Origin of the sequence: Methylomonas defluvii (assembly GCF_033949435.1) — a bacterium.
GTDB classification, from domain to species: Bacteria; Pseudomonadota; Gammaproteobacteria; order Methylococcales; family Methylomonadaceae; genus Methylomonas; species Methylomonas defluvii.
The window spans coordinates 1-24,466 of record NZ_JAXARY010000017.1 but is presented as its reverse complement, the minus strand read 5'-3'; the positions used below and the strand labels follow the sequence as shown (position 1 = coordinate 24,466).

The following is a 24,466-nucleotide window of genomic DNA, read 5'->3' as shown; positions in this document are numbered from 1 at the left end:
AACTGGAACCGGCCCTCACCCGCTAAATAAAAAACCCTTGCCAGCCTTTCAGCCGACAAGGGTCTTCGGATACCAAGCAAGCGGTACTTATTCGTCCGCGTCTAACTCATCGGCAGAGAGTTTTTTGCCTGGAAAATAATTAGGCGCAACGCTGATCAGAATCGTCAGCAGCGTGGCGACATAAGGTACGGATTGCACCGCCAATACCGCCATCCACAACCTGCCGCTCAAGTTATCGAAATGTTCGATAGAGCGCATCGCCAGGATGCCGGCAAGCAACAAGGTCAGCAATAACAACTCCTGCCAAATAATCAACAACCCGGCCACCAACGGCCCTTGCTGCTCGTATTTCGGCGTCCGCATGAAGGGTTTGCCAGAGGTGAACAAGCCCTGCAAGGTACCCCGTGCCACGGTATGCGTCAGCGATAGACCCGCCAAAGCCGCACCTAATGCGTGTAGCATCGAACAAGCCACCCGCGCTTTGTACAACCACAAACCGCGCAAAATCTTGAATGCAAACAGGCCTATGGTCGGCAACAGGAAGGCATTTACCGGCAATTCGCTATGAATAGGATCCGACACGATCAGCGCGGTCAATATCAAACTGGTACCGGTAAATAGCAGCGCCAGCGCATCAGAAAACCAAGGCAGCCAACCAGCCACAAAGTAATAACGCTGCGCCGAAGTAAGTGAAGACTTTTTGTTGGGCAAGAAATGCCGCCAATGCTTTTTGATGATCTGCATCGCGCCGTATACCCAGCGGAAACGCTGCGTCATATAGCCGGAGAAGGTATCCGGCATCAGGCCGCGACCGAAAGACTCCTTGCAGTACACCGAGTCGTAACCCGCTTCATAAAGACGCAAGCCCAATTCGCTATCCTCGCAGATACACCATTCGCCCCACGGACCAACTTTGTCGAATGCCGACTTGCGGACCATGGTCATCGTGCCGTGTTGGATGATGGCGTTGAATTCGTTACGTTGCACCATGCCGATATTAAAAAAGCCTGCATACTCCCAGTAGCAAATATCTTTGAACGTGCTTTGACCAGAATCACGGTAATCCTGCGGCGACTGCACAAAGCCAACATTTTCCTGGTCGAAATACGGCACCATCGCTTTCAGCCAATCGGGGTTCAGAATGTAGTCGCTGTCGATGACCGCGATGATTTCGGCATCTTCAGCGGTATTGGTCAATGCGTAGTTGATCGCACCGGCCTTGTAACCGGGCCAGTTATCCAGATGGAAGAAGCGGAACTTCGGGCCAAGGCGGTCGCAATCGTCACGCACCGGCTGCCAAACTGTCGGATCTTTGGTGTTGTTATCCATGACTAAGACTTCATAATTCGGATAGTCAACCTTAGCCAGTGCATTCAAAGTTTTGCGCACCATTTCCGGCGGCTCGTTGTGGATCGGCAAATGGATCGAAACTTTTGGATAACGAAAATCGGCCGATGGTGTCAGCGGCTGGAAGGTACGTCTGCCTTTCCGATGCCAAATCACTTCGGCAATTTCTAAACTCTCGGTCAGCAACACCAATATCGCCATGGCCTGCATCATCAGCAAAATCGCCCAGAACACCACCGAAAAACTGGTTTGGTATTGAGCGGCGGCAATCGATGCCGACCAAAACAATACCGACGCCGCCAAGTTGGCGACGATACCGAAGAAAAATTTACCCGGCAGCTTCAAGCTCTTACGGGTAAACAAGAAGGCCGCCATCAAGATAATACTGAGTACTGCAGCGCCACTAGCCCAGTTACGCCAGGTTGGATTGGCCAGTACGTCACCTTCCATCGGGAACTTAGGCTGACGATCAGCATTGAATAAGCCCCAGTAAGCACCGGCCGTACCTTCCAGCTTGATCTTCCACGGCTGGTCAAACGCTTCAACCACATAGTAAATAATGTTTTCGGCAGTCGCGCGATTCAGGAACTCGCGCAAAAACTTGGCTTGATTCGCCAACGAAGCAGTGGCAGCTTTTTGCGGAGGACCGTCGGACGGCCAACCCACCTCGGTGATCACGATGGTTTTGTTAGGGTACAACTGCTGTAATTCGTAATAACGCTTGAACACATATTCGACTGCGTTATCGCCTTCCGCACCTTTGGGTAAATCGACCGGCACACCTTCCCAATAGGGCAGAATGTGCACAGCGATGTAATCGACTTCTGCCGCCAAGGCCGGGTTTGCTACCCATATATCCCAGGTTTCAGCCGTACTAACCGGTTTCCAGGTGCGTTTTTTTACTTCGCGAACGTACTCGATCAGTTCGTTGGCTTTGCCGGCCACTTCCGCCTTAACATCAGCCTCGATTTTCAGCTGCAAATCTTGCTCGCTCATCGAACCGGAAAATTCCTGACGGACTTTCTGTGCGATAGGTCCACTAACCTTGTTTCTGTACCGTAACAAGGATTCGTTACCCACCAGCGTGCGAACAATGGTTTTTGGATATTGATTGGTTAGGTTGATTAGGCTTTCGACTTCGCGCTGATTTTTATCCAGCCGCTTCTGCGTGTTCTCTAACTTTTTTTGCGGATCATCCTCGGCGCTATCGTCATCAACCAAATCCACCCAACAGCCCATCGCCAGATTGATCGCATTCTTGGCTGTCAACTCAGGCACAACCTCCATCCCCTCCAGCGCGGTATAGGTTCTTATCGAATGGGCTTTACCGGACAATAACTCCAGATCGGATTGAATTTGTTCTCTGGTGGGAAATACGCCGTCGGCAGGATTGAAATCGCGCCCCTTGGGGTTAAAGGTCACCCCCATCATGGTATCGCTCCAGGATGGCAGTTTTAACGGATTATTGACGTAAGACCAGATACCCAGGTTGATGACAACCAGTAGCACCAAAGTGAAAAATGTGGCAATTTTGGCTTTCATTTCGACAGAAAGACTCCGCATTAGAGGGTTATTAGAATCAGTATTTTTTAATTTTTACGGCATTACGCAGCCATTCCGTCGGCAAATTTAAATGCGTTTACGGTATCTGATTTCGACAGAGCGCCTGGCGCGAGTCTAAGCGGGCCACGCATTCCTGTCAGGTAACAGATTTACCAACAAAACACAGCGGCATTTAGGAACCCGCCCAAGGGCAAACCCCGGCGACGCTCAAACCGGCAAAGAGCCGGTATTGAATGTCGCCACGCTTAGCTCAACCTTAAGCAGGTTGCGGGAAAACTTTTATTTCAATGAAAGGGTTTCTACGCGGCCTTTCATTTCAATATTCAGTTTGTCTTCTTTAGCCAGCCAACCGATCGCTCGCTGGACGTCGTTCTTACCCAAGCCGGTTTCGGTCGTGACTTTATTAACGCTAGCTTCGCCATGCGTATGCAAGTATTGCCAGACTGCTCCAGCTGCTTCGCCAATTGTATCCACCATTTCAACTCCTCATCATTTAAACAACAAAAAAAATCGGGGGGTTTTAGTCGTGCTATCCAGCCTTACGCAACACAAACTGCGGCAAAAGCTAGTCAGCACAACTAACGCTCATCAGGCAGCACAATATTAAGTTCCAGGGTTTCCTGGTTTCCATCCTGTTCAAAATTAACGGTAATGGCATCCTGCCCGACATTGACATATTTACGGATCACCGCCAGCAATTCTTGCTGCAACTCGGGCAAATAGGACGGTTGATTTCTGGATGCACGCTCATGGGCGACCAGAATTTGCAATCTCTCCTTGGCCAGCGATGCCGTATTGGTTTTCGAGGATCTGAAATAATCTAAGAGACTCATCACTTGCTCCCGAATAGCTTACTGAATAAGCCCTTTTTCTCTTCCTCAATAAAACGATGTGGTTTGGTTTCGCCCAAATAACGCGCCACGATGTCTGCATAAGCCTGACCCGCATCGCTTTGCTCGTCGAGAATGACCGGTGTGCCTGAGTTTGACGCATTCAACACCGATTTGGACTCAGGGATAACGCCCAACAAATGTAGCGACAAAATTTCCTGTACATCGTCAACGCTGAGCATCTCGCCCAATTTCACCCGATCCGGCGAATAACGCGACAACAACAAATACTCCTTGATCGGCTCTTCGCCATTCTCGGCGCGGCGCGATTTGCTGGACAAGATACCCAGCATACGATCCGAATCCCTAACGGAGGAGACTTCCGGGTTGGTTACCACAAATGCATCATCAGCAAAGTACATGGCAAGTGTAGCACCGCGCTCTATTCCTGCCGGAGAGTCGCAAACGATGTATTTAAAGTCTTTAGACAACTCTTCCAGAATTTTGCCGACACCTTCCGTTGTTAAAGCATCTTTATCACGGGTTTGCGATGCCGGCAATATAAATAACTGGTCGCAACGCTTGTCCTTGATCAGGGCCTGATTTAGGGTGGCTTCGTTGTTGATCACATTGACCAAATCATAAACAACGCGACGCTCGCATCCCATGATCAAGTCGAGATTACGCAGCCCCACATCGAAATCGATCACAGCGGTTTTATGTCCGCGCTTCGCTAAGCCCATCGCGATAGCAGCGCTGGTTGTGGTCTTGCCCACACCACCTTTTCCCGATGTTACTACGATAATTCTGGCCAATGTTGTTCCTCCAAGAAAAGCTTAAATATCTTTGATAATCAGCGTCTGGTTATCCAGACTGATCTGTACGGGCTTGTGTGCTGGATACTTGCTCAAATCGTCGCTGAGCTGGTAAATGCCGGCTATCGAAATCAGTTCGGCTTGCAAATCCGAACAAAAAATACGGCTATTGACATTACCCAGCACGCCGGCAAGCGCTCGTCCGCGCAGGGATCCGTATATATGAATATTACCTTCCGCCATGATTTCCGCGCCGGCACTAACGGTTGCTGTGACGATCAAGTCGCCTTTGGCATAAACCCGCTGGCCCGAGCGTATCGGCTGTGTCACCAACTTATTTTCAATTGACTGATTAGCTTGCTTTTGCTCTTCCGCAACCGGTGTCGGCAAGGTTTTTGCCGGTGCTTTATTGACTAAGGGCACATTGCTGCCGTGCAGGGAATGCTGGGGCAAATTCATAGCCAAGGCGTCGCCGTTCTGATGTTCGTTACCCCCGCGTACCCCTATCGGCATGAAGCCGTGCTGACGGACGATAGTGACTATTTCGGTGAAATCAATTGGCAGATTTTGAGCGTTAAGTTTTTGCAGATCGATCAGCAAGGGCGAGTTTTTAAAAAACTCGGGAGCTTGAACCACTTTTTCCTTGAGCTGCTGATCGATCAGAGAGATGTCGTTACTGGCTAGCAGCAACACCGGCACGGTCAGTGACGTGCTTTTAAACTCCAAAGCTATTTTTTGCGAAGTAGGTGCGCCGGTTGACATCGAGTTTGGAAAATCCGCTACTGAATGCCCGAAATACTATCATTTTCCGTGACAAAAAGCACAGTTCCTTACAGTAAAAACAAGGTTGCTAAGCCCAAAAAGGCCATGAATCCAACCACATCGGTAACTGTGGTCAGCAACACACCGCCAGCCAGCGCAGGGTCTACACCGATCTTATCCAACAACACCGGAATCGCCACGCCGGACAAAGCCGCGCACACTAAATTGATCATCATCGCCACGCCGAGCAACATACCGATATGCGGATTGTGGAACCACAGCCCAGCCACTACCGCCACCACAGAAGCCCAAACCAAGCCGTTTAGCAGGCCGACCGAGACCTCTTTAAACAATAAACTCACGGCGTTACCGGTGGTGACTTGTCGCAAGGCCAAGCCCCTGACAACCAGTGTCAAAGTCTGACTGCCGGCGATACCCCCCATAGACGCTACAATCGGCATCAATACCGCCAATGCGACGATCTGTTGAATAGTAGCCTCAAACAAATCGATGACTGAAGCCGCCAAGAATGCGGTAAGCAAATTCACGCCCAACCAAAGCGCACGACGCTTGGCACTACTAAATACCGGCGCAAACATATCCTGCTCTTCGCTCAAGCCGGCCATGCTCATTAAGGAGTGATTGGCTTCTTCGCGAATCAAACCCACGACATCGTCGATAGTGACGCGCCCCAAAACCTTACCGTCATTGGCTAACACGGGCGCGGACAACAATTTTCGGCGCTCGAACAAACCAGCCACATCCCGGCTAGGCATACCGTAGGGAATACCTGAGCTACGGGTATCCATGATCGACTCAACTTTGGTATGCGGGTCGTGGGTCAACAATTGATTAATCGGCAACAAGCCCTGAAACTGCTCTTTGCGATCCACCACGATTAGACTGTCTGTTGCAGTCGGCATATTACCGCGCAAGCGCAAATATCGCGTCACGACATCCAGCGTTACATCGGCGCGAATGGTTAACACATCGTCAGACATCAAGCCGCCGGCGGTATGCTCGTCATAGCTAAGCGCCTTTTCGATGCGATTGCGGTTATGTACACCGATAGATTCCATCACTTGCGACAGCAAAGGCTCAGGCAATACATGCAGCAGATCGACCATACCGTCATGGCCCATGGATTCAGTTGCGGCAATCAAATCTTTCCTGTCGGTAATTTTCAGCAAGCTGCTACCCACTTCGACATTTATCTCGACCAGAATTTCGCCGATCACGCTGGGCGGAATCAACGCCCACAGCTTGGCTCGCAGTTCCGGCTCCAATGACTCGAGAATATGCGCCGCTTCCGCCGGGTATAAGGAACGCACTAGGTTCCTAATCTCGATCAGAGAGTCTTTTGTCAGCACTTCGATGGCGCGATCTAAAAGATGCTCGGTATTTTCAAGCTTTGCTGCTGATGTCATGGGTAAAAACCAAGAAATTGGGCCAGGCAATTGCGTTAACGCAATTCCCTATGCCTGACGATAACGTTAGGAGTAATAGTTTGAAAGTGCTTACTCAATGCCTCGACCAGATAAACCGAACGATGTTGCCCGCCGGTACAGCCGATCGCTATGGTTAAATAACTGCGATTATCCGATTCGAAGCGCGGCGCCCAGCGACCGATGAAATAACCTATATCATGCAGAAACTCTTTGACGATCACTTCATTCTGCAAAAAATCGATGACCTCGGCGTGTTTACCGGTCAATCCTCGCAGCTCCGGCGCCCAATAGGGATTGGGCAAACTGCGGGCATCGAACACGAAGTCGGCATCCAACGGGATACCGTATTTAAAACCGAAAGACTGAAACAAAATCGACAAAGAACTTTTGCCTTTTTCGCCCAAACGGTTTTTCAGCAAATCCCGTAACTGATGATAGTGGGTGAAACTGGTATCTATAAGTATATCGGCACGAGCTGCCAGGGGTCGCAGCATTTCCCGTTCGATTTCCAAAGCCTCGCGCAGCGGCCTACTTTCGGTGGTCAACGGATGGCGGCGGCGCGTTTCACTGTAGCGCTTCAGAATGATGCTCTCATCCGCTTCCATGAAAACCAGTTCGCAATCGATACCTTTGCTGCGAATAAAAGTCAGGCTATCCGGGAAATCGGCTAACTTCTGGTTACGGTTTCTGGCATCGATACCGATAGCGGTTTTACTATAGGTCGCCGGGTCTTTCAGCATGACATGATCGACAAAATCCTCAAGCAAGGTCACGGGAAGATTGTCGATACAGTAATAGCCGCAATCTTCCAAAGTATCCAACGCGATACTTTTACCCGATCCCGATAAGCCGCTGACGATGACTAGTTTCATATGCAAAACGATACAGAGCGAAAATCGCGTTCACCCTGTACCGCGCAAGCCCATAATTAACGATGGTTTTGATTTTTTTCTTTATGTTTGACGATTTGTCTGTCGAGTTTGTCGACCATGTTGTCGATAGCCGCGTACATATCTTCTTGTACGTCTTCGGCATACAGTTTGGCACCGCTGATTTGTACCGCCGCTTCGGCTTTTTGCTCCAATTTCTCAACGGTCAAAATGACGTGAACATCAACGACATTGTCGAAATGACGTTTGATTTTGCTGATTTTTTCATCCACGTAGGCTTTTAATGCTTCGGTGACTTCTACGTGATGACCTGTGATACTGACTTGCATGGAATACTCCTGTTTTTAAAAATTATTCTTCCAGATTGATCAAATATGCCTTTTCCGCTGGCTGGTTGAAGGAATGGACATCGCTTCCCGATATTTGGCAATGGTGCGGCGCGCGACATTAATGCCCTTCTCATTCAATAAGTCCGATATTTTACTATCGCTCAATGGCTTGGCCGGGTTTTCACTGCCGACCAACTCTTTTATCAGCGCCCGAATTGCGGTCGCCGAACACTCTCCCCCGCCATCGGTACTGACATGGCTGGAGAAAAAATATTTAAATTCGATCACACCGTGTGGAGTGTGCATGTATTTTTGCGTGGTGACCCTGGAGATGGTGGATTCGTGCAATTCCAATTCCTCGGCGATATCGCGCAATACCATCGGCTTCATCGCAATCGCGCCGTGCTCGAAAAAATCGCCTTGTTTTTCGACGATGCTTCTCGCCACTCTCAACAAAGTGTCGTTGCGGCTATGCAAACTTTTAATAAACCAGCGCGCTTCCTGCAGATGGTTTTTCATGCTGACATTGTCATGACTATTGTCGGCGCGTTTGATCATCCCAGAATAAAAAGGATTGACGCGCAATTTGGGCGCTATCTCCGGGTTCAGATTAACCAGCCACTGTCCGTTGACTTTGGCGACGAACACATCAGGCACCACATATTCGACATCCGAATCCTGCAAGCGAGCGCCAGGCTTGGGATCCAGGGTTCTGATTAACGCCAGCACCCCCTTTAATACATCCTCGGTCATCCCTATCCTCTTCATCAAGCGCGCTTGATCGCAACTGGCCAACAAATCCAAATGCCTGTGCACAAACTCCAAAGCCTCCGACCGATAAGGCGTCGTAGCCGGTAACTGTTGCAATTGCAAACCCAGGCAGTCAGCCAAATCCAACGCCGCCACACCGACGGGATCAAAGTTTTGCACCCTATGCAACACGGCCAGGACTTCATCCATTTCCAAGCCTTCCAGTTGATCCTGGAGTCCCTGAAAAATATCCGCCAATTCGCTGGTCACATAACCGTCATCGTTAATCGCGTCGATGATAGCGGTAGCTATCGCATAATCGCGGTCAGAAATCGGAATCAGCTCCAGCTGCCAAACCAGATGATCGCGTAAAGACTCGGATTTGCCGCGAAAGGCCTCGAATTCCGGACTATCGCCCTCATCGCCACCGCTGGGCAAAGAGCTTTCGTAGACATCGTCCCAACTGACATCGACCGGTAATTCGTCCGGCATATCGGTTTGCGAGCCTTCGCTGGTTTGCTGATCGGTGTTTTCGAGTTTTTTATCGCGAAACTCCAGATTAGGCAGCTCCTCTTCGTCGATCTCCAACATCATGTTGGATTCCAAGGCTTGCTGAATTTCCTGTTGTAAGTCCAAAGTCGACATCTGCAACAGCTTAATAGCCTGTTGCAATTGCGGCGTCATGGTCAGACTCTGACCGATACGGAGTTGTAGAGATTGCTTCATGACTATTCGAATTTCATAAACTAAATTTCTCGCCCAGATACACTCTACGCACCTCTTCGTTATCCACCAACTGGCGCGACTGGCCTTCGGCGATAACCTTCCCATTGTTCAAAATATAAGCGCGATCGCAAATCTCCAAAGTCTCCCGCACTTTGTGCTCGGTAATCAAAATCCCGATACCGCGATGCTTCAAGTGCGCAATGATTTTTTGCAACTCCAGCACCGAAATAGGATCGACGCCGGCAAACGGTTCGTCTAGCAGAATAAATTGCGGCTCACTAGCCAACGCCCTGGCGATTTCCACCCTGCGCCGCTCCCCACCTGACAAACCAAGCGCCACCTGATTACGTAAGTGGTTGATATTAAACTCTGTCAATAACTCATCGATCAACAACTCGATTTGCCCATCGGTCAAATCGACCCGAATCTGCAATACCGCGCGTAAATTATCGGCCACACTCAATTTACGAAAGACCGAAGCCTCTTGCGCCAGATAACCGATTCCCAAGCGCGCGCGCCGGTGCATCGGATGATGCGTGATGCGCTGCTCGTCAAAAAAAATCTCGCCGCTATCGGCTTTGACCAAGCCCACCATCATGTAAAAGCTGGTGGTTTTCCCGGCTCCGTTCGGACCCAACAAACCTACGACTTCCCCGGTGTCCACCCTCAGGCTGACCCCATCGACCACATTTCGATTGTTGTAGCGTTTAAACAGCTGTTCCGCAACCAATCGCGCCATTATTGCGCCTGCTTAGGCTTGGGTTTAATCACCGAGTGCACGCGCTTGCCGTCGGATTGCGCTTCACCAGCTTTCAGCAAGGAGTTCTTGGTATCGTACTCGATATACTCACTGGATTGTTTAGCATCGCCCTGCCAGACCGAGGCATTTTTCATAAATTTCAGCAAATTCTGGTCGGGGTAAAATTCGTTGATCAAGCCCTCCCCGTGCATTTCTTCCTTGCCCACCGCCGGCAACTGTTTGAATCGCGACGGTTTACCTGTAGCAATCAATTTGATAATCGCGCCATCTTTCAGATAAACCACCAATTTGTCGCCATCGATTCTGATCGTCCCCTGCGTAGCGACCACATTGCCGGTATAGGTGCTGATCTGCGCCTTTTCGTCGTAAACCGCATTATCCGAGTCGATATAGATGGGTTGTTCGGAATCCGACTCCAGACCAAACGCCATCCGCGCCGAGAATAACAGGCCTACACCGACCATTTTACTTAATTTCATAGCGACCTTTCACTTTGGACAACAATTTCAGGTGAATCGGACTAACAAAAGTCGCTTCCATTCCTACTCCCGCCGTTTTGTTGGGTGGGCTGATGATCTCCGTCCACGCCTGTGTCTCCGCATAATGGCTGGCGAGTTTTACTCGCAAATCCGATGTATTGATGGTCAGCGCCGAATTGGTTTTCGAGGCTTCCCGGTTGATATAAGCACTACCGTTAAGTTGCAAATTATCGCCGTCCACCGCCATCACGCCGCTGTCGGCCTTGATTAGCCAAGGCATCTGGTTGGGGTTATACAAAGTCATCACCGGCTTTTCCAGATGCGTGCTGCCGTCGGCTTTAAAGTGCTGCATTTTTTCCGCGGCCAATTCGCTTTTCGGCACACCGTCGATATTCATTTCCTTTTTGAAATAACCCAAGCTAAAAAAATCCGGGCTATTTTCGACAATTTTCATTTCGGCGTCACGCTGTTCATTCAGCTGTACCAGCCACCATGACAACAATGCGGCCAAGCCAACATAAATAAAAATCTGTAGATTTTTCAGTACGGTCATAAATAGGTTTGCAGTACGCCGTCAAAGCTATCCTGGACTTGCATGATTAAATCGCATACTTCCCGAACCGCGCCTAAACCGCCGGCTGTCTGTGTTTGCCAATGAGCATAATTCTTTAGCACGAAATTGGCATCTTGCACTGCCACCGCAAAACCCACTTGACGCATCACCGGCAAATCCAGAATATCGTCGCCTACATAAGCCACTTGTTCCGCCGTTAGCGCCAGACGCTGCAAAATTTCCGCGAATGCCGCGCGCTTGTTCTCGTGACCTTGGTAGACAAGCTCGACTCCAAGACTCTGCATGCGTAGCGCGACCGAATTGGATTTGCGGCCGGAAATCACCGCCACTTCTACACCAGTCTGACGCAACAATTTAATGCCATGCCCGTCGCGCGCGTGAAAACATTTGTATTCTTTGCCGTTATCGTCGAAAAACAAACGACCGTCGGTCAGCACGCCATCCACATCCAGAATCAACAGCTTTAGCCGCTTAACAGCACTCAGTAATTGGGGGGTTAAATCGAACATCACTCGTCACTCTCAGACTATGCCGGCCCGCAGCAAGTCGTGCATATTCAAGGCGCCCAACAATTTTTGTTGGCTGTCGACGACCAGCAGGGCATTGATTTTTTTACTTTCCATGATTTGCATGGCTTCCGCCGCCAACATATTCACATCGATCACTTTACAAGGACCCGTCATGACTTCGGCGATGCGTGTCGCATGCACATCCAGATTTTTTTCCAACATGCGCCGCAAATCACCGTCGGTAAATATCCCGGCGACCCGGCCTTCGCCATCGACCACTGCGGTCATGCCCAGCTTCTTGCCGGTCATTTCCAGCAAGGCATCGCTCACTAAAACACTATCCGTCACCACCGGCACTTCACTGCCGCGGTGCATGATGTCGTTAACCTGCAACAACAAGCGCTTACCCAAGCTACCGCCTGGATGCGATAAAGCAAAATCGTCGCGGGTAAAACCCTTGGTTTCCAATAGTGACACGGCTAACGCATCGCCCATGACCAATGCCGCCGTGGTGCTGGCAGTCGGCGCCAAACCCAACGGACAAGCCTCATGCTCGACAGCCACATTGATGTGTACGCTGGCAAACCGAGCCAAGGCCGATTCGGGATTACCCGTCAACGCAATCAGCGGCACGCCGAGTCGCTTAATAATAGGCAATATCGTCAGGATTTCTTCGGTTTCGCCGGAATTGGACAAGGCCAGCACCACGTCCTGCCGGGTAATCATCCCCAAATCGCCGTGACTCGCTTCGCCTGGATGCACAAAAAAAGCCGGGGTGCCGGTGCTGGCCAGCGTGGCGGCAATTTTACCCGCTATATGCCCGGATTTGCCCATACCGGTAACCACCACCCGGCCTTTACAAGCCAGCAGCAACCGGCAGGCACTGACAAATTGCTCATCGATGCGTGCAGCCAAGCCGGCAACCGCCTGCATTTCGGTCTGAATCACCGCCAACGCCAACGCCTGTATGTCTTGATCACAACCCACGGAAATTAACTCCACGCACCCAAACAAAAAGGAACCATTATTGCATGTTATTAACCGACTTTTCACCCCAAGTCATTGACTTATTCTCGGCCAGTCATAGAAAATAGCCTGTTCCCAATCCAAAAACTCTTTTGATTCCGGTAAATGGCCAATAGCGCAAGTCCTGAAGACAATATCGTTTCGATTAGCAACTTGAGCTTTTCCAGAGGCCCCAGGAAAATTTTCGACGCTGTCAGCCTGGAGATTCAGCGCGGCAAAGTCACGGCCATCATGGGCCCCAGCGGCACCGGCAAAACCACGCTGTTGAAATTGATCGGCGGCCAGTTAACCCCGGATCGCGGCCAAATCCACGTGGACGGGCAAAATGTTCACCGCCTGAAACCTCGGGAACTCTACGAATTGCGCAAACGCATGGGCATGTTGTTTCAAAGCGGCGCGCTGCTCACGGATATGAGCGTCTATGACAATGTGGCGTTTCCGATGCGCGAACATACCCACTTGCCGGAATCGATGATTCGCACCTTGGTATTGATGAAACTGCACGCCGTCGGTTTGCGCGGTGCCCGCCATTTAATGCCCAACGAGTTGTCCGGCGGCATGGCCAGGCGGGTAGCTTTAGCACGTGCCATCGCTCTGGATCCGCTAATGATCATGTACGACGAACCGTTTACCGGCCAAGACCCCATTTCCAAGGGCGCGCTGGTACACTTGATCAAGGCGCTAAACACCACTCTGGGCCTGACCAGTATCATCGTCTCGCACGACGTACAAGAAACCGCCGCCATCGCCGATTACATCTATGTCTTGTCGGGAGGCAAAATCATCGGCCAAGGCACCCCGCAAGAATTACAACAATCCGATTCGGAGTGGGTGCAACAGTTTATGCACGGTGATGCCGACGGCCCTGTACACTTTCACTATTCGGCGCCTGATTACCTAGACGATCTGCTGGCGAGCAAATAACCACCTTGTATTCAACCATGTTTCAATTCCTGCAAAATCTGGGAAAAGCCACGCGCAGCAGCTTTGCCAAGCTCGGCCGCGCTTCGTTTTTTCTGAGCCACACGCTGACCGGCATTAGCGACGTGCTGCCACGCCCCAACCTGCTGATCAAACAGGTGTATTCGGTAGGGGTTTTGTCATTTTTGATTATCACCATCTCCGGCCTGTTCGTCGGCATGGTTTTAGGTTTACAAGGTTTTAATATTCTGTCCGACTTCGGCGCAGAGGAATCGCTGGGCGTGATGGTGGCTGCCTCATTGGTACGCGAATTAGGCCCTGTAGTGTCGGCACTATTGTTTGCCGGCCGGGCAGGCTCGGCATTGACCGCCGAAATCGGCTTGATGAAGGCCACCGAACAACTGTCAGGCATGGAAATGATGGCCGTAGACCCGATCAAACGCATCATTTCCCCGCGTTTTTTGGCAGGCTTTCTGTCCATGCCCTTACTTGCCGCCTTGTTTAGCGCCATTGGCATCATGGGCGGCCATCTGGTCGGCGTGGGTATGCTCGGCGTAGATGACGGCGCGTTTTGGGCGCAAATGCAGGCCAGTATCGATTTTCAAGAAGACATCATCAACGGCGTGCTGAAAAGCGTGGTGTTCGGCTTCGTAGTGTCCTGGATTGCCTTGTTCGAAGGCTACGATGCCATCCCCACTTCAGAAGGCGTCAGCCGCGCCACCACCCGCACTGTGGTCAATTCGGCCTTCTCGGTACTGGCCCTCGATTTCATTTTAACCGCACTCATGTTTGGAGACATTTAACATGCAGCATTCCAAAACCCAGGATACTCTGGTCGGTTTTTTTGTCGCCAGCGGCATCGCCGCCTTGTTTTACATGGCGCTGCAAGTCAGCAATCTCGGCAGCTACAGCAGCGACGACAGCTACACGGTCATCGCCCATTTTCAAAACAGCGGCGGTCTAAAAGTCAAATCCCCGGTGTCGGTTGCCGGCGTGCGCATCGGCCGGGTATCCGCAATCAGGCTGGACAAGGACAGCCACGAATCGGTCGTGGAAATGCGCATCGAATCGCAATACAACAATCTACCCAGCGATTCCGGCGTGAGCATTTATACCGCAGGCCTGCTGGGTGAGCAGTACGTCAGCCTGGACCCAGGCTCGTCGGACGAATATTTAAAGGATAAAAGCACCATCGACATCACCAGCTCCGCCATCGTGCTGGAAGAAATGATAGGCAAATTCATGCTGAACAAAGCGGAAGGCAAATAATGTCCAAGCTGACATTAACCGAACAGTCGCCCGGCCACTTTACCGTGGAAGGCAGCCTGACTTTTGCCAGCATCGACAAACAAACCTTGCAATCCTTCAAGTTTCTGAAAGGCATGGACAGCATGTGCATCGATCTAGCTAAAGTCCAGACCACCGATAGCGCCGGCCTGGCCTTGATGATCGAATGGATCAGGCTCAGCCGGATGGGCCGGGTCAAGCTGTCCTTCAAGAACATTCCGGCTCAGCTGCTGGCATTGGCCAAACTCAGCGGCTTGGACGAAACCGAATATTTTGCAACCCACACGCATTAAGCTGCATTCCAATTTACAAACCAATAAAAATCCATGGATAAATTACTGATTACCGGCGGCCAACCGCTACACGGCGAACTGAGAATCTCCGGTGCCAAAAACGCCGCCCTGCCTATTCTTGCCGCCACCTTGTTGTCCGATGTGCCGGTCAGCGTCGGCAACATTCCGCATTTGCACGACATTACTACTACCATGGAATTGTTGGGACAAATGGGCGTGGGACTGACCGTCGACGAAAAAATGAACATCGAAGTCGATACCAGCACCATTCACAAATACGAAGCGCCTTATGAGCTGGTGAAAACCATGCGCGCCTCGATTCTGGTATTGGGCCCCTTGCTGGCGCGTTTCGGCGAAGCGTATGTCTCGTTGCCCGGCGGCTGCGCCATCGGCACACGGCCTGTAGATATTCACATCGACTCGCTGCTGAAAATGGGCGCCGACATTACCGTCGAAGCCGGCTATATCCACGCCAAGGTCAAACGCTTGCAAGGCTGCCATCTGGTGCTGGATAAAGTCACCGTGACCGGCACCGAAAACATTCTAATGGCCGCCACACTGGCCGAAGGCGTGACCATCATCGAAAACGCCGCGAAAGAACCGGAAGTCACCGATTTGGCGCATTTTCTAAATAAAATGGGCGCCAAAATCACCGGCGTCGGCACCGATATTTTAACAGTGGAAGGCGTGGAAAGACTGGGCGTCGAAGGTTTGCATTACGACATCCTCCCCGACCGCATCGAAACCGGCACGTATCTGGTGGCAGGCGCAATTAGCCGCGGCCACGTCAAACTGAAAAACACCGACCCCAATACCCTAGACGCGGTATTGGTCAAATTAAAAGAAGCTGGCGCCGACATCACCTGCGGCGAGAATTGGATTGAATTGAATATGCACGGCAAGCGTCCAAAAGCCGTCACCGTGCGCACCGCGCCCTATCCAGCTTTCCCGACCGACATGCAGGCGCAATTTACCGCGCTAAATTCGGTCGCCGAAGGCGTAGGCCTGATCACCGAAACTGTATTTGAAAACCGTTTCATGCACGTGCAGGAGCTGCAACGCATGGGCGCACAAATCAAATTGGAATCTAATACCGCCATTTGTACAGGCAGCGGACAATTGAAAGCAGCGCCGGTCATGGCTACCGATCTGCGGGCTTCTGCCAGCCTAGTCTTAGCCGCTCTGGTCGCAGAGGGCGAAACCCTGGTGGATCGGATTTACCATATCGACCGTGGCTACGACCATATCGAAGAAAAATTGTCACAACTGGGCGCTACCATTCGCCGCGTTCCTAACTAAATTACTAGCAAAACCATGTTGACCATTGCCGTATCCAAAGGCCGTATTTACGAAGAAGCCCTGCCGTTTCTGGAACAGGCCGGCATCACGCCGATCGACGATCCGGACAAGAGCCGGAAGCTGATTCTGCAAACCACCCGCCCCGACGTGCAGTTGGTGATCATCCGCGCCACCGACGTTCCCACCTTTGTGGAATACGGCGCAGCGGACTTGGGCATCGCCGGCAAGGACGTGTTGATGGAACACGGCGCGGAGAGCCTTTACGAACCTTTGGATTTAGGCATTGCCGGTTGCCGCTTGATGACCGCCGGCCCGGTTAATGCCCCGGAAGTGAAAGGCCGCTTGCGGGTCGCCACCAAATACGTCAAAACCGCACAGCGTTATTACGCCAACCTGGGGATACAAGCCGAAATCATCAAGCTCTACGGTTCGATGGAGTTAGCGCCGCTGGTCGGATTGGCCGATTGCATCGTCGATTTGGTCGATACCGGCAACACCCTAAAAGCCAACGGCCTGGAGCCACGGGAACTAATCGCCAACATCACCTCTCGACTAGTGGTGAATAAAGCAGCGATGAAAATGAAACATCAAGCCATTCAAGCGCTCATCGACCAGTTCGAAACCACGTTGGCCCAGAGGGCGTAATCATGACTGCGATCAAAATGCTCTGCCTAGATAGCGCGGCAATCGACTTTGACAAACAATTGCAAGCCCGTTTAGCCTGGGATGCCAGCGATGATTTAGAGATACACAAACGGGTATTGGACATCATCGCCGACGTAAAAAAGCGCGGCGACAAAGCCTTGCTGGAATACACCAACCGCTTCGACGGCACCGCGTTTAAAGCCACCTCCGAACTGGAACTGGACCGAGCTGCATTACAACAGGCCTGGGATACTTTACCCAGCACCCAAGCCATTGCTTTGCAAACCGCCGCCGACCGCGTCCGTGCTTATGCCGAGCATCAGAAGCTGCAATCCTGGCAATACACCGAGCTAGACGGCACCGTACTGGGCCAAAAAGTCACCGCATTGGATAAAGCCGGCCTCTACGTGCCGGGCGGCAAAGCCGCTTATCCGTCTTCGGTCTTGATGAACGCGATTCCGGCGAAAGTCGCCGGCGTCGGCGAATTGATCATGGTCGTCCCCACCCCGCGCGGCGAAACCAATGCCCTGGTATTGGCGGCGGCGCACGTGGCCGGCTTAGACCGCGTATTCACCATCGGCGGCGCCCAAGCGGTTGCAGCTCTGGCTTACGGTACCGAATCGATTCCGGCGGTGGATAAAATCGTCGGCCCCGGCAACATCTATGTCGCCACCGCAAAGAAACTGGTATTCGGCCAAGTCGGTATCGACATGATTGCCGGACCTTCCGAAATTTTGATCATCTGCGACGGCCAGACCAACCCGGACTGGATCGCGATGGATATGTTCTCGCAAGCCGAACACGACGAAAACGCCCAGGCCATTTTAATCAGCGATGATCCCGCGTTTCTGCAGCAAGTGGAAGCCAGCATCAACAAATTGCTCCCAGACATGGAACGCGCCGACATCATCCGCGCATCCTTGACCGGTCGCGGCGCGTTCATCAAAGTCGCTAATTTGTCCGAAGCCGCGCAAGTCGCCAACCGCATCGCCCCGGAGCATCTAGAGTTGTCCGTAGCGGAACCGGAAGCCTTGTGCGAGCAAATTCATAATGCCGGCGCCATCTTCATGGGCCGCTTCACCGCCGAAGCGCTGGGCGATTATTGCGCCGGACCGAACCATGTCCTGCCCACCTCCAGCACGGCCCGCTACTCATCGCCTTTAGGGGTTTACGATTTCCAAAAGCGCAGCAGTTTGATCAATTGCTCAGCGGTTGGCGCGCAGAACTTGGGCAAGATTGCTTCAGTGTTGGCGCGGGGCGAGAGTCTTACTGCGCATGCTCGGTCGGCGGAATTTAGGATTTAATCAACAAACTCGCGGAGGCCGGATAAGCGAAAGTATTTCCGGCCTGCAAATTATGCTGGCGAATGATCCTTCAGCCATTCTTTCAAGGCATCGTTCATCCTAGTCTGCCAGCCTTTGCCGGTAGCACGAAACGCCTCCAGCACCTCTGCATCCAACCTAATCCCGGTAAATACTTTCGGTGAATCCTTACGTGGCCGGCCACCTTTAGGCCTAAGCATTTCAACCGCCTGCTCCGTCCCAAATAACTCGGCAAACACCTCGCCGGCGGGGCGCATTTGTTTAAAATCGGTTTCGGTCAGATTTCGGACTTCGCCGCCTGCATCAGTTAACGGTAATGGTTCTGCCATATTTGCGGGCCTCTCTTAAATTTGCTTTTCGGAAACTAATGACGCGGATTCCACCGGTCACGGGAGTAAAACATAGGACATGCAGTCGCCCATCAAGATAACCAATCGCAACAAAACGTCGCTCTGGATAATCTTTACGAACATCTTCCGTTGCAATGGCGCTAGACCAGTCAAAATCTGCCACTCGCTCGAAGCTCAAGCCACATTCGATGATGTTTCTGGCGTTTTTTACAGGATCGAACTCGATGATCATGAGGCATTAATGTATAAACAAAAACTGGTTAGAGCAAGTTTTTGTTTATACGAAAAGTAATTTTGTATCGCTATCGCAACGGGGTTCTTTAGAAGTCGGGGCTGGGCCCGACGGCCGAAATACTCTCTTTTGCGGGGCCAAAAGCTTCGATGCTCAGTGCGAAATAACAGGACAAACCCTTCGCAAAATCATAAACCAGCAAGCCAATTTTAGAGTTTCTACCTAAAGCACATCGACCTTGCTCTCACTAGGCCAATGAACTACACTGATCCCATGCACTTTGAATGGGACGACACCAAAAGCGAAACCTGTTTTCGGGAACGTGGATTCGATTTTGCCTATGCGGCCAAGGCGTTTTTTGACCCCAATCGACTGGTTCGAGCCGATAACCGCCGCGTTTACGGCGAAGACAGGTATCAACTGATGGGAATGATTCACCAGCGCCTATTTGTCGTGGTCTACACCCCACGCCCAGAGTCCCTTCGGATTATCTCGGCCCGCAAAGCCAATCAACGAGAGATCAAATTCTATGAAAATAGTACGCATGACAATTGAACCGGATTCAGAAGTTGGCCGCGTCGATCCTGCTCGTATCGATACCACCACGGAAGCCGATATAGCCCAACAAATTGCCCAGGACGAAACCAATGCGATGCTGGATTCTGCCCGCTTCGCCCGTCGAGTCCGTAACCGCCTGGGTTTGAGCCAAGCCGAATTCTCCAAACGGATTGACGTATCGCTTGAGACGATTCGTAACTGGGAACAAGGCAAACGCTCACCCACCGGAGCGGCCAAGGCGTTGCTGAAAGTATTGGACAGGGCACCGGAAGCGGCTTTGGCGGCGCTAGACTAATTTTTGTGTCGTTTTCGCGATGGATTTTTATATGTCGGTTTCAGGCCTGCAATCGCGATACATACTTTTTCTAGGCCAAAAGCTGGGATGCTCGGGGAGGAATAACAGGAACATAACCACCCCGAATTTGAACGGAAAACTATATACAGAGGTAAAGTTCCAAAATGTAGTTCTTAGCTGCGGAACGCGCAACAAAGACACACATATTGATCGGTCAGCTCATCCATAAGCAAGGCGCTGCAAGTGAGTACGCAAAAATATAGATTGCCGAAAGCGAACGTTTTTAGATTTAATAATCTAAGCTTGTAGTATCTGCTACGGCTGAGTTTTTTGAACTCAACCACCAAGAATCCATGAACCGTTCTCAGATTGAAAGGTAATAACCGTGAGCCCATCAGATCAGTTACGATTTGCCATTAGTGACCGCATCGGAGATGATGAGGTTACGCCAGCACACGTGACCTTGTCCTTGTTGGCTGAATTTCAAAAGGACGTTGGCGATTTTCTAAAAGGCTCAAATCGTGACGTCGACATTTCTAAAACAATAGTGTCTATAGAGCAAGGCTCGCTGGCTTTAGTAGCTTCTGGACTGCTTGCTGTAGGCACATTGTGGAATGACATCGAACACTTACAGCATAGAGACGCACTTAGCTTTATTGATGCTAAACGAGCCAGGATTGTAGAAAAATGGCAAGCTTTAGCTCAAAAAAACCCCAACAGGCACTATTCGATTAAAGACGCATCATCTCAAATGATTTTTGCAATTGATTCAACGTCAAATTATTTCAGACCAGAAGGCGCGTGGGTTCATGTGGAAAAATATTTGCACGGAACCATTGTTGATATTGGCGGAAAGACTAAGGCAAACGTTCATTTGGAGCTTGAAAACGGAGAAATATTAACCGTTGCATCAACACAAAGCTTATTAGCAAAAGATAATCAAAATAGGCTCTATCGCCTAGCATTACTTCATGTTACCGCTGAAGAAAATCTACTGACTGGTGAGTTGAGAGGGCTAAAGCTACTCGCATTCGACAATCATCTTCCCAGTTATGACGATGATGAATTCAACATTATGATCGAGAAAGGAACTCGCGCCTGGGCGGATGTTCAGAGTTCGTCAGCGTGGATTGAAGAGTTGCGTGGAAATCCTGCATGACAATATCTGTTCTACTCGACACAGGTTTTCTAATTTCTCTGGTTGACCGAAATCGCCCGAATCATAAAACCGCCGGCCAATACTATAAATTTCTAGTTGAACAAAGATCAGCAATATATTTATCGGCAATCGTCGCTTCAGAGTTTGCCATAAAACAGCCAATTACCGACCTGCCACTGAAAAACTTTCGGATTCTTCCATTCAATATCACACACTCAATCGAATCTGCGAGACTATCCAACCTACTTGGTCCCAAGGACGCTGGTGATAATAGGGCAGTGGTGCGAGAAGATGTAAAGATAATGGCTCAAGCCTCTCATGAAAACATCCAATTTATCTTGACAGAAGATGGATCAACACTTTTTAAATACTGTGAACGATTGCAAAAGGCTAGAAACTTTAATGTTAGAGCAATTAAATTAGCCGACGGTTTTGACCCGTCATTGCTTCGAATAGATGGTCAGAAATCTATATTTAGCGTTACAGACGAAGAAGACTAAAAAGCGTAATTTTTAAATTGACAATAAGAACAAACAAAATGCCCCGTAGGCTGCTCTTCAAGTATGCGACGCATTAAACTGACTGTAAAAACTTCCTCACACATTTTTTCTCGCATTCCGTGCCGAGCACCGGAGCTTTTGGTGGGAATAGCCCGAAGGGGTGCGGCAGGGATGCCGCACGTTGGCGAAAGGGGCAGGAAGCCCCCTTTCGCCAACCCCCGCCAAAAGCTTCGGAGCGCAAGACCAAAGCGGCATCCGGATGGCGTTTCTTTTGGTGCCTTTTCTTTGGCCAAGCACAAATTCGTCTGAAACGAATTTGAACAGCCGATAGGCTGGCCCGAAGGGCGAAAACCAAGGATGGTTTTCGTAGCGAAAGTTACTCGGCTGTCGAGCCGAGACCCGACTTCAAAACCAGTCGGCGCACCAGCGACACAACCACACCACGACCCAGCGCATTATCCCCTGCGACTAAAAGACCAAAACCCCGCAACCCCCACGCCAAATAACCAAAACGCCCCCGGCAACGGCACCGTTTGCAAAACCACATTATCCAGGCCGGCGGTTTCGATGATACCGTTGGTAAATTCGCCGTGAATGTACAACCCACTCAAATTGGATAGGACATTTTGAAAATCACTTTGACTGGCGAACACCCCGCCTGTGCTGCCCAACCGCCATTCCGAGGAGGGCGCAAAAGTCAGACTGATATGAGTCCAGCTACTATCCGGCACGATATTCGGGTCGCGTTTCCAGAGTAGGCGTTGGCCGTTGCCAACTAACATGACGTCGGTGGTTTGCCAATTGACAGCACCATCGCGATACGTGAGATCGTAGGACAATCCGGTAGCACCGGTCTGCGCCCCCAGGAACGCAGCGGGAGCGGAGAAGGTAAAATCGCCGCTGTCAGGGTCGGTGGCGGCCAGATAATTGCCGGGATTGCCACCACCTGATACATGACTGGGTTGGTATTGGCCGATGATCGAATAATTGTTCTGGCTGAAATCGGCAAAACTGACGATTTGCCAGTTCTCGCTGTCGACATCGAATGAACTGGACACGCTGGCGAGAATCGGCTGCGACGTCAACAATGCGATAGCAACAGGTAATAACTGTTTTTTGTTCATGATGGGTACTCCCAAGGTAAAAGCCCGGCACGGGCAACGTGTTTGCTTCGCCACAAGGCTCAAGGCATTGGTGGAAATAGTCGCAATTTTTGTCGAGCCTCGTATCTCCGCCTTCAAATAGTCCAAGCATCAGGCTGTTATCAGGCGCAATAAGGCTTAAGGACCTTGCAAATATTAGACGATTTGTAATTTCCCGGCGGGGATTACTCCAGTATCCCGCAGTAAGTACTTATCTCAGCTTTTAAACGGACATACGAGACAAGGCCCGCCATTTTGTCGGCTAAATACAAATTAACTTCTAGCGAGCGCCCACAGCCGACAGGCTGCCATACAGAGCAAAAGAACATCAAAGGTTTTCGTGGAAAATGTCATTTGGCCGTCAGATCACGAACTGCCAATAAAATAGTTGCCACGCCAGCGGTGTATACCTAAATGTCCTTAGCAGCATCCTGCACCAAGCCGCTCAAGCGCCGAATCAGCTCCCCTCTGGCACTGGTCTTGCGCCAAACCATACCTATGCTCCGGCTCGGCGCCGGCTCAGCGAATGGCAGATAACGTAGCCCCGGTTCGTCACGCACCGCGATACGTGGCATGAAGGTGATGCCGGTACCGGCGCGAACCATTTGCCGCAAGGTTTCCAGGCTGGTGGCGCGAAGATCCTGTTCTTCGTCGGCGCCGATTGTTTGGCAGATTTGCAAGGCATGCCCACGCAGGCAATGGCCTTCGTCAAGCAACAGCAAATGTTCGCCGTTTAGATCGTCTGACTCGACTTGCGGCTTGGCCGCCAACGGATGACCGTCCGCCACGGCCAGCAAAAACTCATCGTCGAACAAGGCCTGGCTTTCCAGGAAATCCTCGTAAATCGGCAGAGCCAGCAAAGCACAATCCATCTGCCCGCTGCGAAGTTGCTGTAACAATTGCTCGGTTTTTTCCTCGACTAAAATCAGGCGGATGCGTGGTAAATCTTTCTTGATTAGCGGTACCAATGGCGGAAACAAATAGGTCGCCAGGGTGGGAAAAGCACCGAAGCGCAAATTGCCGGCCAACGGGTCTTGGGCCGTCGCAGCCAGTTCCTTGATATTGTCTTGCTCCTTCAAGATGCGCCTTGCCGACGCCACGATCTGCTCGCCTAGCTCGGTAGGCAACACCTTTTTATTGGTGCGCTCGAAAATCTGGATACCCAATTCGTCTTCCAACTTTTTAATCTGGGTACTCAAGGTCGGCTGGCTGATGCAACAACGGTCGGCAGCCTGCACAAAGCTGCGCAAGTCGGCAACGGCGATCAAATAATGTAAATCCCGCAGATTCATAGCCACCCCGTAAATAGCCAATAGCTATCGTTTAAATGATAACAATCGATTATAAGTCGATCATCGCGCAGAAACGCGCCTCGGCCGCCAAAGCCGCGACTTAAAATAAAGTCTAAGCAGTCCTTGGTTACCCGCACAAGCAGCATATACTGCCCAAAGCGGATAGTCACATTTCCACAACCGCTGTAACTTTCCCACAAAATCTGTGGATAAGCCTGTTGGCAACCCGTTAAAAGCCGCGCTAAGGATTCCGCCAAAAATAACTTCCTGAAATTAGTTGGTTTGAGGAATAGCCCGATAGTTCCAGCGCGGTAGATGTTCGTCGAAAACGATCCGCATGTTTTCAATGAAATCTGCAGCGCA

General features: G+C 50.9%; 30 protein-coding genes. 11 read left to right on the top strand and 19 right to left on the bottom strand.

The genetic code is table 11. From position 1 onward, the window contains the following. Positions 1–87 precede the first annotated feature (87 nt). From QLH52_RS17120 to QLH52_RS17055, 14 genes are all read right to left on the bottom strand, one after another. Positions 88–2,889 carry a glycosyltransferase gene (locus tag QLH52_RS17120; protein WP_319962348.1) on the bottom strand — a complete coding sequence of 934 codons (2,802 nt, stop codon included), beginning with the start codon at positions 2,887–2,889 and terminating at the stop codon, positions 88–90. Between the two features lie 300 nt (positions 2,890–3,189). After that, positions 3,190–3,387: a winged helix-turn-helix domain-containing protein gene (locus QLH52_RS17115; RefSeq protein WP_020483545.1), complete on the bottom strand. Its 198-nt coding sequence runs from the start codon at positions 3,385–3,387 to the stop codon at positions 3,190–3,192. A gap of 101 nt (positions 3,388–3,488) precedes the next feature. Beyond that, on the bottom strand, positions 3,489–3,743 hold the full coding sequence (minE, locus tag QLH52_RS17110; protein ID WP_020483546.1) for a cell division topological specificity factor MinE: 255 nt from the start codon (positions 3,741–3,743) through the stop codon (positions 3,489–3,491). Continuing rightward, on the bottom strand, positions 3,743–4,555 hold the full coding sequence (gene minD, locus QLH52_RS17105) for a septum site-determining protein MinD (protein ID WP_033157742.1): 813 nt from the start codon (positions 4,553–4,555) through the stop codon (positions 3,743–3,745). The genes minE and minD overlap by 1 nt, the downstream gene beginning before the upstream one ends. Positions 4,556–4,576: 21 nt before the next feature. Next, positions 4,577–5,317, bottom strand: a complete 741-nt coding sequence (gene minC, locus QLH52_RS17100) for a septum site-determining protein MinC (protein ID WP_319962347.1) — start codon at positions 5,315–5,317, stop codon at positions 4,577–4,579. Positions 5,318–5,385: 68 nt separating this feature from the next. Further along, the gene (gene mgtE, locus QLH52_RS17095) at positions 5,386–6,744 is read right to left on the bottom strand and encodes a magnesium transporter (protein ID WP_319962346.1); all 1,359 of its coding nucleotides are present in this window, start codon (positions 6,742–6,744) and stop codon (positions 5,386–5,388) included. Positions 6,745–6,779: 35 nt separating this feature from the next. Continuing rightward, complete coding sequence (gene rapZ / locus QLH52_RS17090) at positions 6,780–7,637, bottom strand: RNase adapter RapZ (RefSeq protein WP_205451471.1); 858 nt, start codon at positions 7,635–7,637, stop codon at positions 6,780–6,782. A 56-nt stretch (positions 7,638–7,693) separates the two neighbouring features. Then, the gene (gene hpf / locus QLH52_RS17085) at positions 7,694–7,984 is read right to left on the bottom strand and encodes a ribosome hibernation-promoting factor, HPF/YfiA family (RefSeq protein ID WP_020483551.1); all 291 of its coding nucleotides are present in this window, start codon (positions 7,982–7,984) and stop codon (positions 7,694–7,696) included. Positions 7,985–8,023: 39 nt separating this feature from the next. After that, on the bottom strand, positions 8,024–9,460 hold the full coding sequence (locus tag QLH52_RS17080; RefSeq protein WP_171697420.1) for an RNA polymerase factor sigma-54: 1,437 nt from the start codon (positions 9,458–9,460) through the stop codon (positions 8,024–8,026). Positions 9,461–9,473: 13 nt separating this feature from the next. Further along, complete coding sequence (lptB, locus tag QLH52_RS17075; protein WP_205451472.1) at positions 9,474–10,199, bottom strand: LPS export ABC transporter ATP-binding protein; 726 nt, start codon at positions 10,197–10,199, stop codon at positions 9,474–9,476. Then, positions 10,199–10,699: a lipopolysaccharide transport periplasmic protein LptA gene (gene lptA, locus QLH52_RS17070; RefSeq protein WP_171697419.1), complete on the bottom strand. Its 501-nt coding sequence runs from the start codon at positions 10,697–10,699 to the stop codon at positions 10,199–10,201. The genes lptB and lptA overlap by 1 nt, the downstream gene beginning before the upstream one ends. Next, positions 10,686–11,252: an LPS export ABC transporter periplasmic protein LptC gene (gene lptC, locus QLH52_RS17065; RefSeq protein WP_205451473.1), complete on the bottom strand. Its 567-nt coding sequence runs from the start codon at positions 11,250–11,252 to the stop codon at positions 10,686–10,688. The genes lptA and lptC overlap by 14 nt, the downstream gene beginning before the upstream one ends. Then, on the bottom strand, positions 11,249–11,782 hold the full coding sequence (gene kdsC / locus QLH52_RS17060; protein WP_205451474.1) for a 3-deoxy-manno-octulosonate-8-phosphatase KdsC: 534 nt from the start codon (positions 11,780–11,782) through the stop codon (positions 11,249–11,251). Before kdsC ends, lptC begins: the two co-directional genes overlap by 4 nt. Positions 11,783–11,794: 12 nt before the next feature. Beyond that, on the bottom strand, positions 11,795–12,769 hold the full coding sequence (locus tag QLH52_RS17055) for a KpsF/GutQ family sugar-phosphate isomerase (RefSeq protein ID WP_171697417.1): 975 nt from the start codon (positions 12,767–12,769) through the stop codon (positions 11,795–11,797). Positions 12,770–12,913: 144 nt separating this feature from the next. On the opposite strand from QLH52_RS17055, the gene QLH52_RS17050 reads away from it, so the two are divergent. From QLH52_RS17050 to hisD, 7 genes are read left to right on the top strand one after another with little or no spacing between them, the layout of a single operon-like run. After that, positions 12,914–13,732 carry an ABC transporter ATP-binding protein gene (locus QLH52_RS17050; RefSeq protein WP_205451475.1) on the top strand — a complete coding sequence of 273 codons (819 nt, stop codon included), beginning with the start codon at positions 12,914–12,916 and terminating at the stop codon, positions 13,730–13,732. A 17-nt stretch (positions 13,733–13,749) separates the two neighbouring features. Next, entirely contained in the window at positions 13,750–14,532 is a 783-nt protein-coding gene (gene mlaE, locus QLH52_RS17045; protein WP_205451476.1) for a lipid asymmetry maintenance ABC transporter permease subunit MlaE, read from the top strand. A 1-nt stretch (position 14,533) separates the two neighbouring features. Then, positions 14,534–14,998, top strand: coding sequence for an outer membrane lipid asymmetry maintenance protein MlaD (gene mlaD / locus QLH52_RS17040; protein ID WP_033157732.1), 465 nt, complete (start codon positions 14,534–14,536; stop codon positions 14,996–14,998). Then, entirely contained in the window at positions 14,998–15,309 is a 312-nt protein-coding gene (locus tag QLH52_RS17035; protein ID WP_033157731.1) for an STAS domain-containing protein, read from the top strand. Before mlaD ends, QLH52_RS17035 begins: the two co-directional genes overlap by 1 nt. Positions 15,310–15,342: 33 nt before the next feature. Beyond that, positions 15,343–16,608, top strand: coding sequence for a UDP-N-acetylglucosamine 1-carboxyvinyltransferase (gene murA, locus QLH52_RS17030; RefSeq protein ID WP_205451477.1), 1,266 nt, complete (start codon positions 15,343–15,345; stop codon positions 16,606–16,608). A 15-nt stretch (positions 16,609–16,623) separates the two neighbouring features. Beyond that, positions 16,624–17,253 (top strand): ATP phosphoribosyltransferase, encoded by a 630-nt coding sequence (gene hisG, locus QLH52_RS17025; protein ID WP_205451478.1) that lies wholly within the window; start codon positions 16,624–16,626, stop codon positions 17,251–17,253. A gap of 2 nt (positions 17,254–17,255) precedes the next feature. Next, positions 17,256–18,557 (top strand): histidinol dehydrogenase, encoded by a 1,302-nt coding sequence (hisD, locus tag QLH52_RS17020; protein ID WP_319962345.1) that lies wholly within the window; start codon positions 17,256–17,258, stop codon positions 18,555–18,557. Between the two features lie 50 nt (positions 18,558–18,607). Here the strand turns inward: hisD and QLH52_RS17015 are convergent, their stop codons facing one another. Together QLH52_RS17015 and QLH52_RS17010 are read right to left on the bottom strand one after the other, a co-directional pair. Further along, complete coding sequence (locus tag QLH52_RS17015; protein ID WP_319962344.1) at positions 18,608–18,904, bottom strand: BrnA antitoxin family protein; 297 nt, start codon at positions 18,902–18,904, stop codon at positions 18,608–18,610. Continuing rightward, positions 18,879–19,157: a BrnT family toxin gene (locus QLH52_RS17010; protein WP_319962343.1), complete on the bottom strand. Its 279-nt coding sequence runs from the start codon at positions 19,155–19,157 to the stop codon at positions 18,879–18,881. Before QLH52_RS17010 ends, QLH52_RS17015 begins: the two co-directional genes overlap by 26 nt. A gap of 255 nt (positions 19,158–19,412) precedes the next feature. On the opposite strand from QLH52_RS17010, the gene QLH52_RS17005 reads away from it, so the two are divergent. From QLH52_RS17005 to QLH52_RS16990, 4 genes are all read left to right on the top strand, one after another. After that, entirely contained in the window at positions 19,413–19,712 is a 300-nt protein-coding gene (locus tag QLH52_RS17005) for a BrnT family toxin (RefSeq protein WP_319962342.1), read from the top strand. Beyond that, a complete protein-coding gene (locus QLH52_RS17000) occupies positions 19,702–20,010 on the top strand; it encodes a helix-turn-helix domain-containing protein (protein WP_026603142.1) in 309 nt (102 codons plus the stop codon). The genes QLH52_RS17005 and QLH52_RS17000 overlap by 11 nt, the downstream gene beginning before the upstream one ends. A gap of 385 nt (positions 20,011–20,395) precedes the next feature. After that, positions 20,396–21,169: a hypothetical protein gene (locus tag QLH52_RS16995; RefSeq protein ID WP_319962341.1), complete on the top strand. Its 774-nt coding sequence runs from the start codon at positions 20,396–20,398 to the stop codon at positions 21,167–21,169. Further along, a complete protein-coding gene (locus QLH52_RS16990; RefSeq protein WP_319962340.1) occupies positions 21,166–21,669 on the top strand; it encodes a type II toxin-antitoxin system VapC family toxin in 504 nt (167 codons plus the stop codon). Before QLH52_RS16995 ends, QLH52_RS16990 begins: the two co-directional genes overlap by 4 nt. A 455-nt stretch (positions 21,670–22,124) precedes the next feature. On the opposite strand, the gene QLH52_RS16985 is transcribed toward QLH52_RS16990, so the two are convergent. From QLH52_RS16985 to QLH52_RS16975, 3 genes are all read right to left on the bottom strand, one after another. Further along, the gene (locus QLH52_RS16985; protein WP_319962339.1) at positions 22,125–22,793 is read right to left on the bottom strand and encodes a laminin B domain-containing protein; all 669 of its coding nucleotides are present in this window, start codon (positions 22,791–22,793) and stop codon (positions 22,125–22,127) included. A gap of 428 nt (positions 22,794–23,221) precedes the next feature. Beyond that, the gene (locus QLH52_RS16980) at positions 23,222–24,103 is read right to left on the bottom strand and encodes a LysR substrate-binding domain-containing protein (protein WP_319962338.1); all 882 of its coding nucleotides are present in this window, start codon (positions 24,101–24,103) and stop codon (positions 23,222–23,224) included. Continuing rightward, positions 24,100–24,466: hypothetical protein (locus tag QLH52_RS16975; protein ID WP_319962337.1), on the bottom strand; the 367-nt coding region annotated here is incomplete at its 5' end. The genes QLH52_RS16980 and QLH52_RS16975, both read right to left, overlap by 4 nt.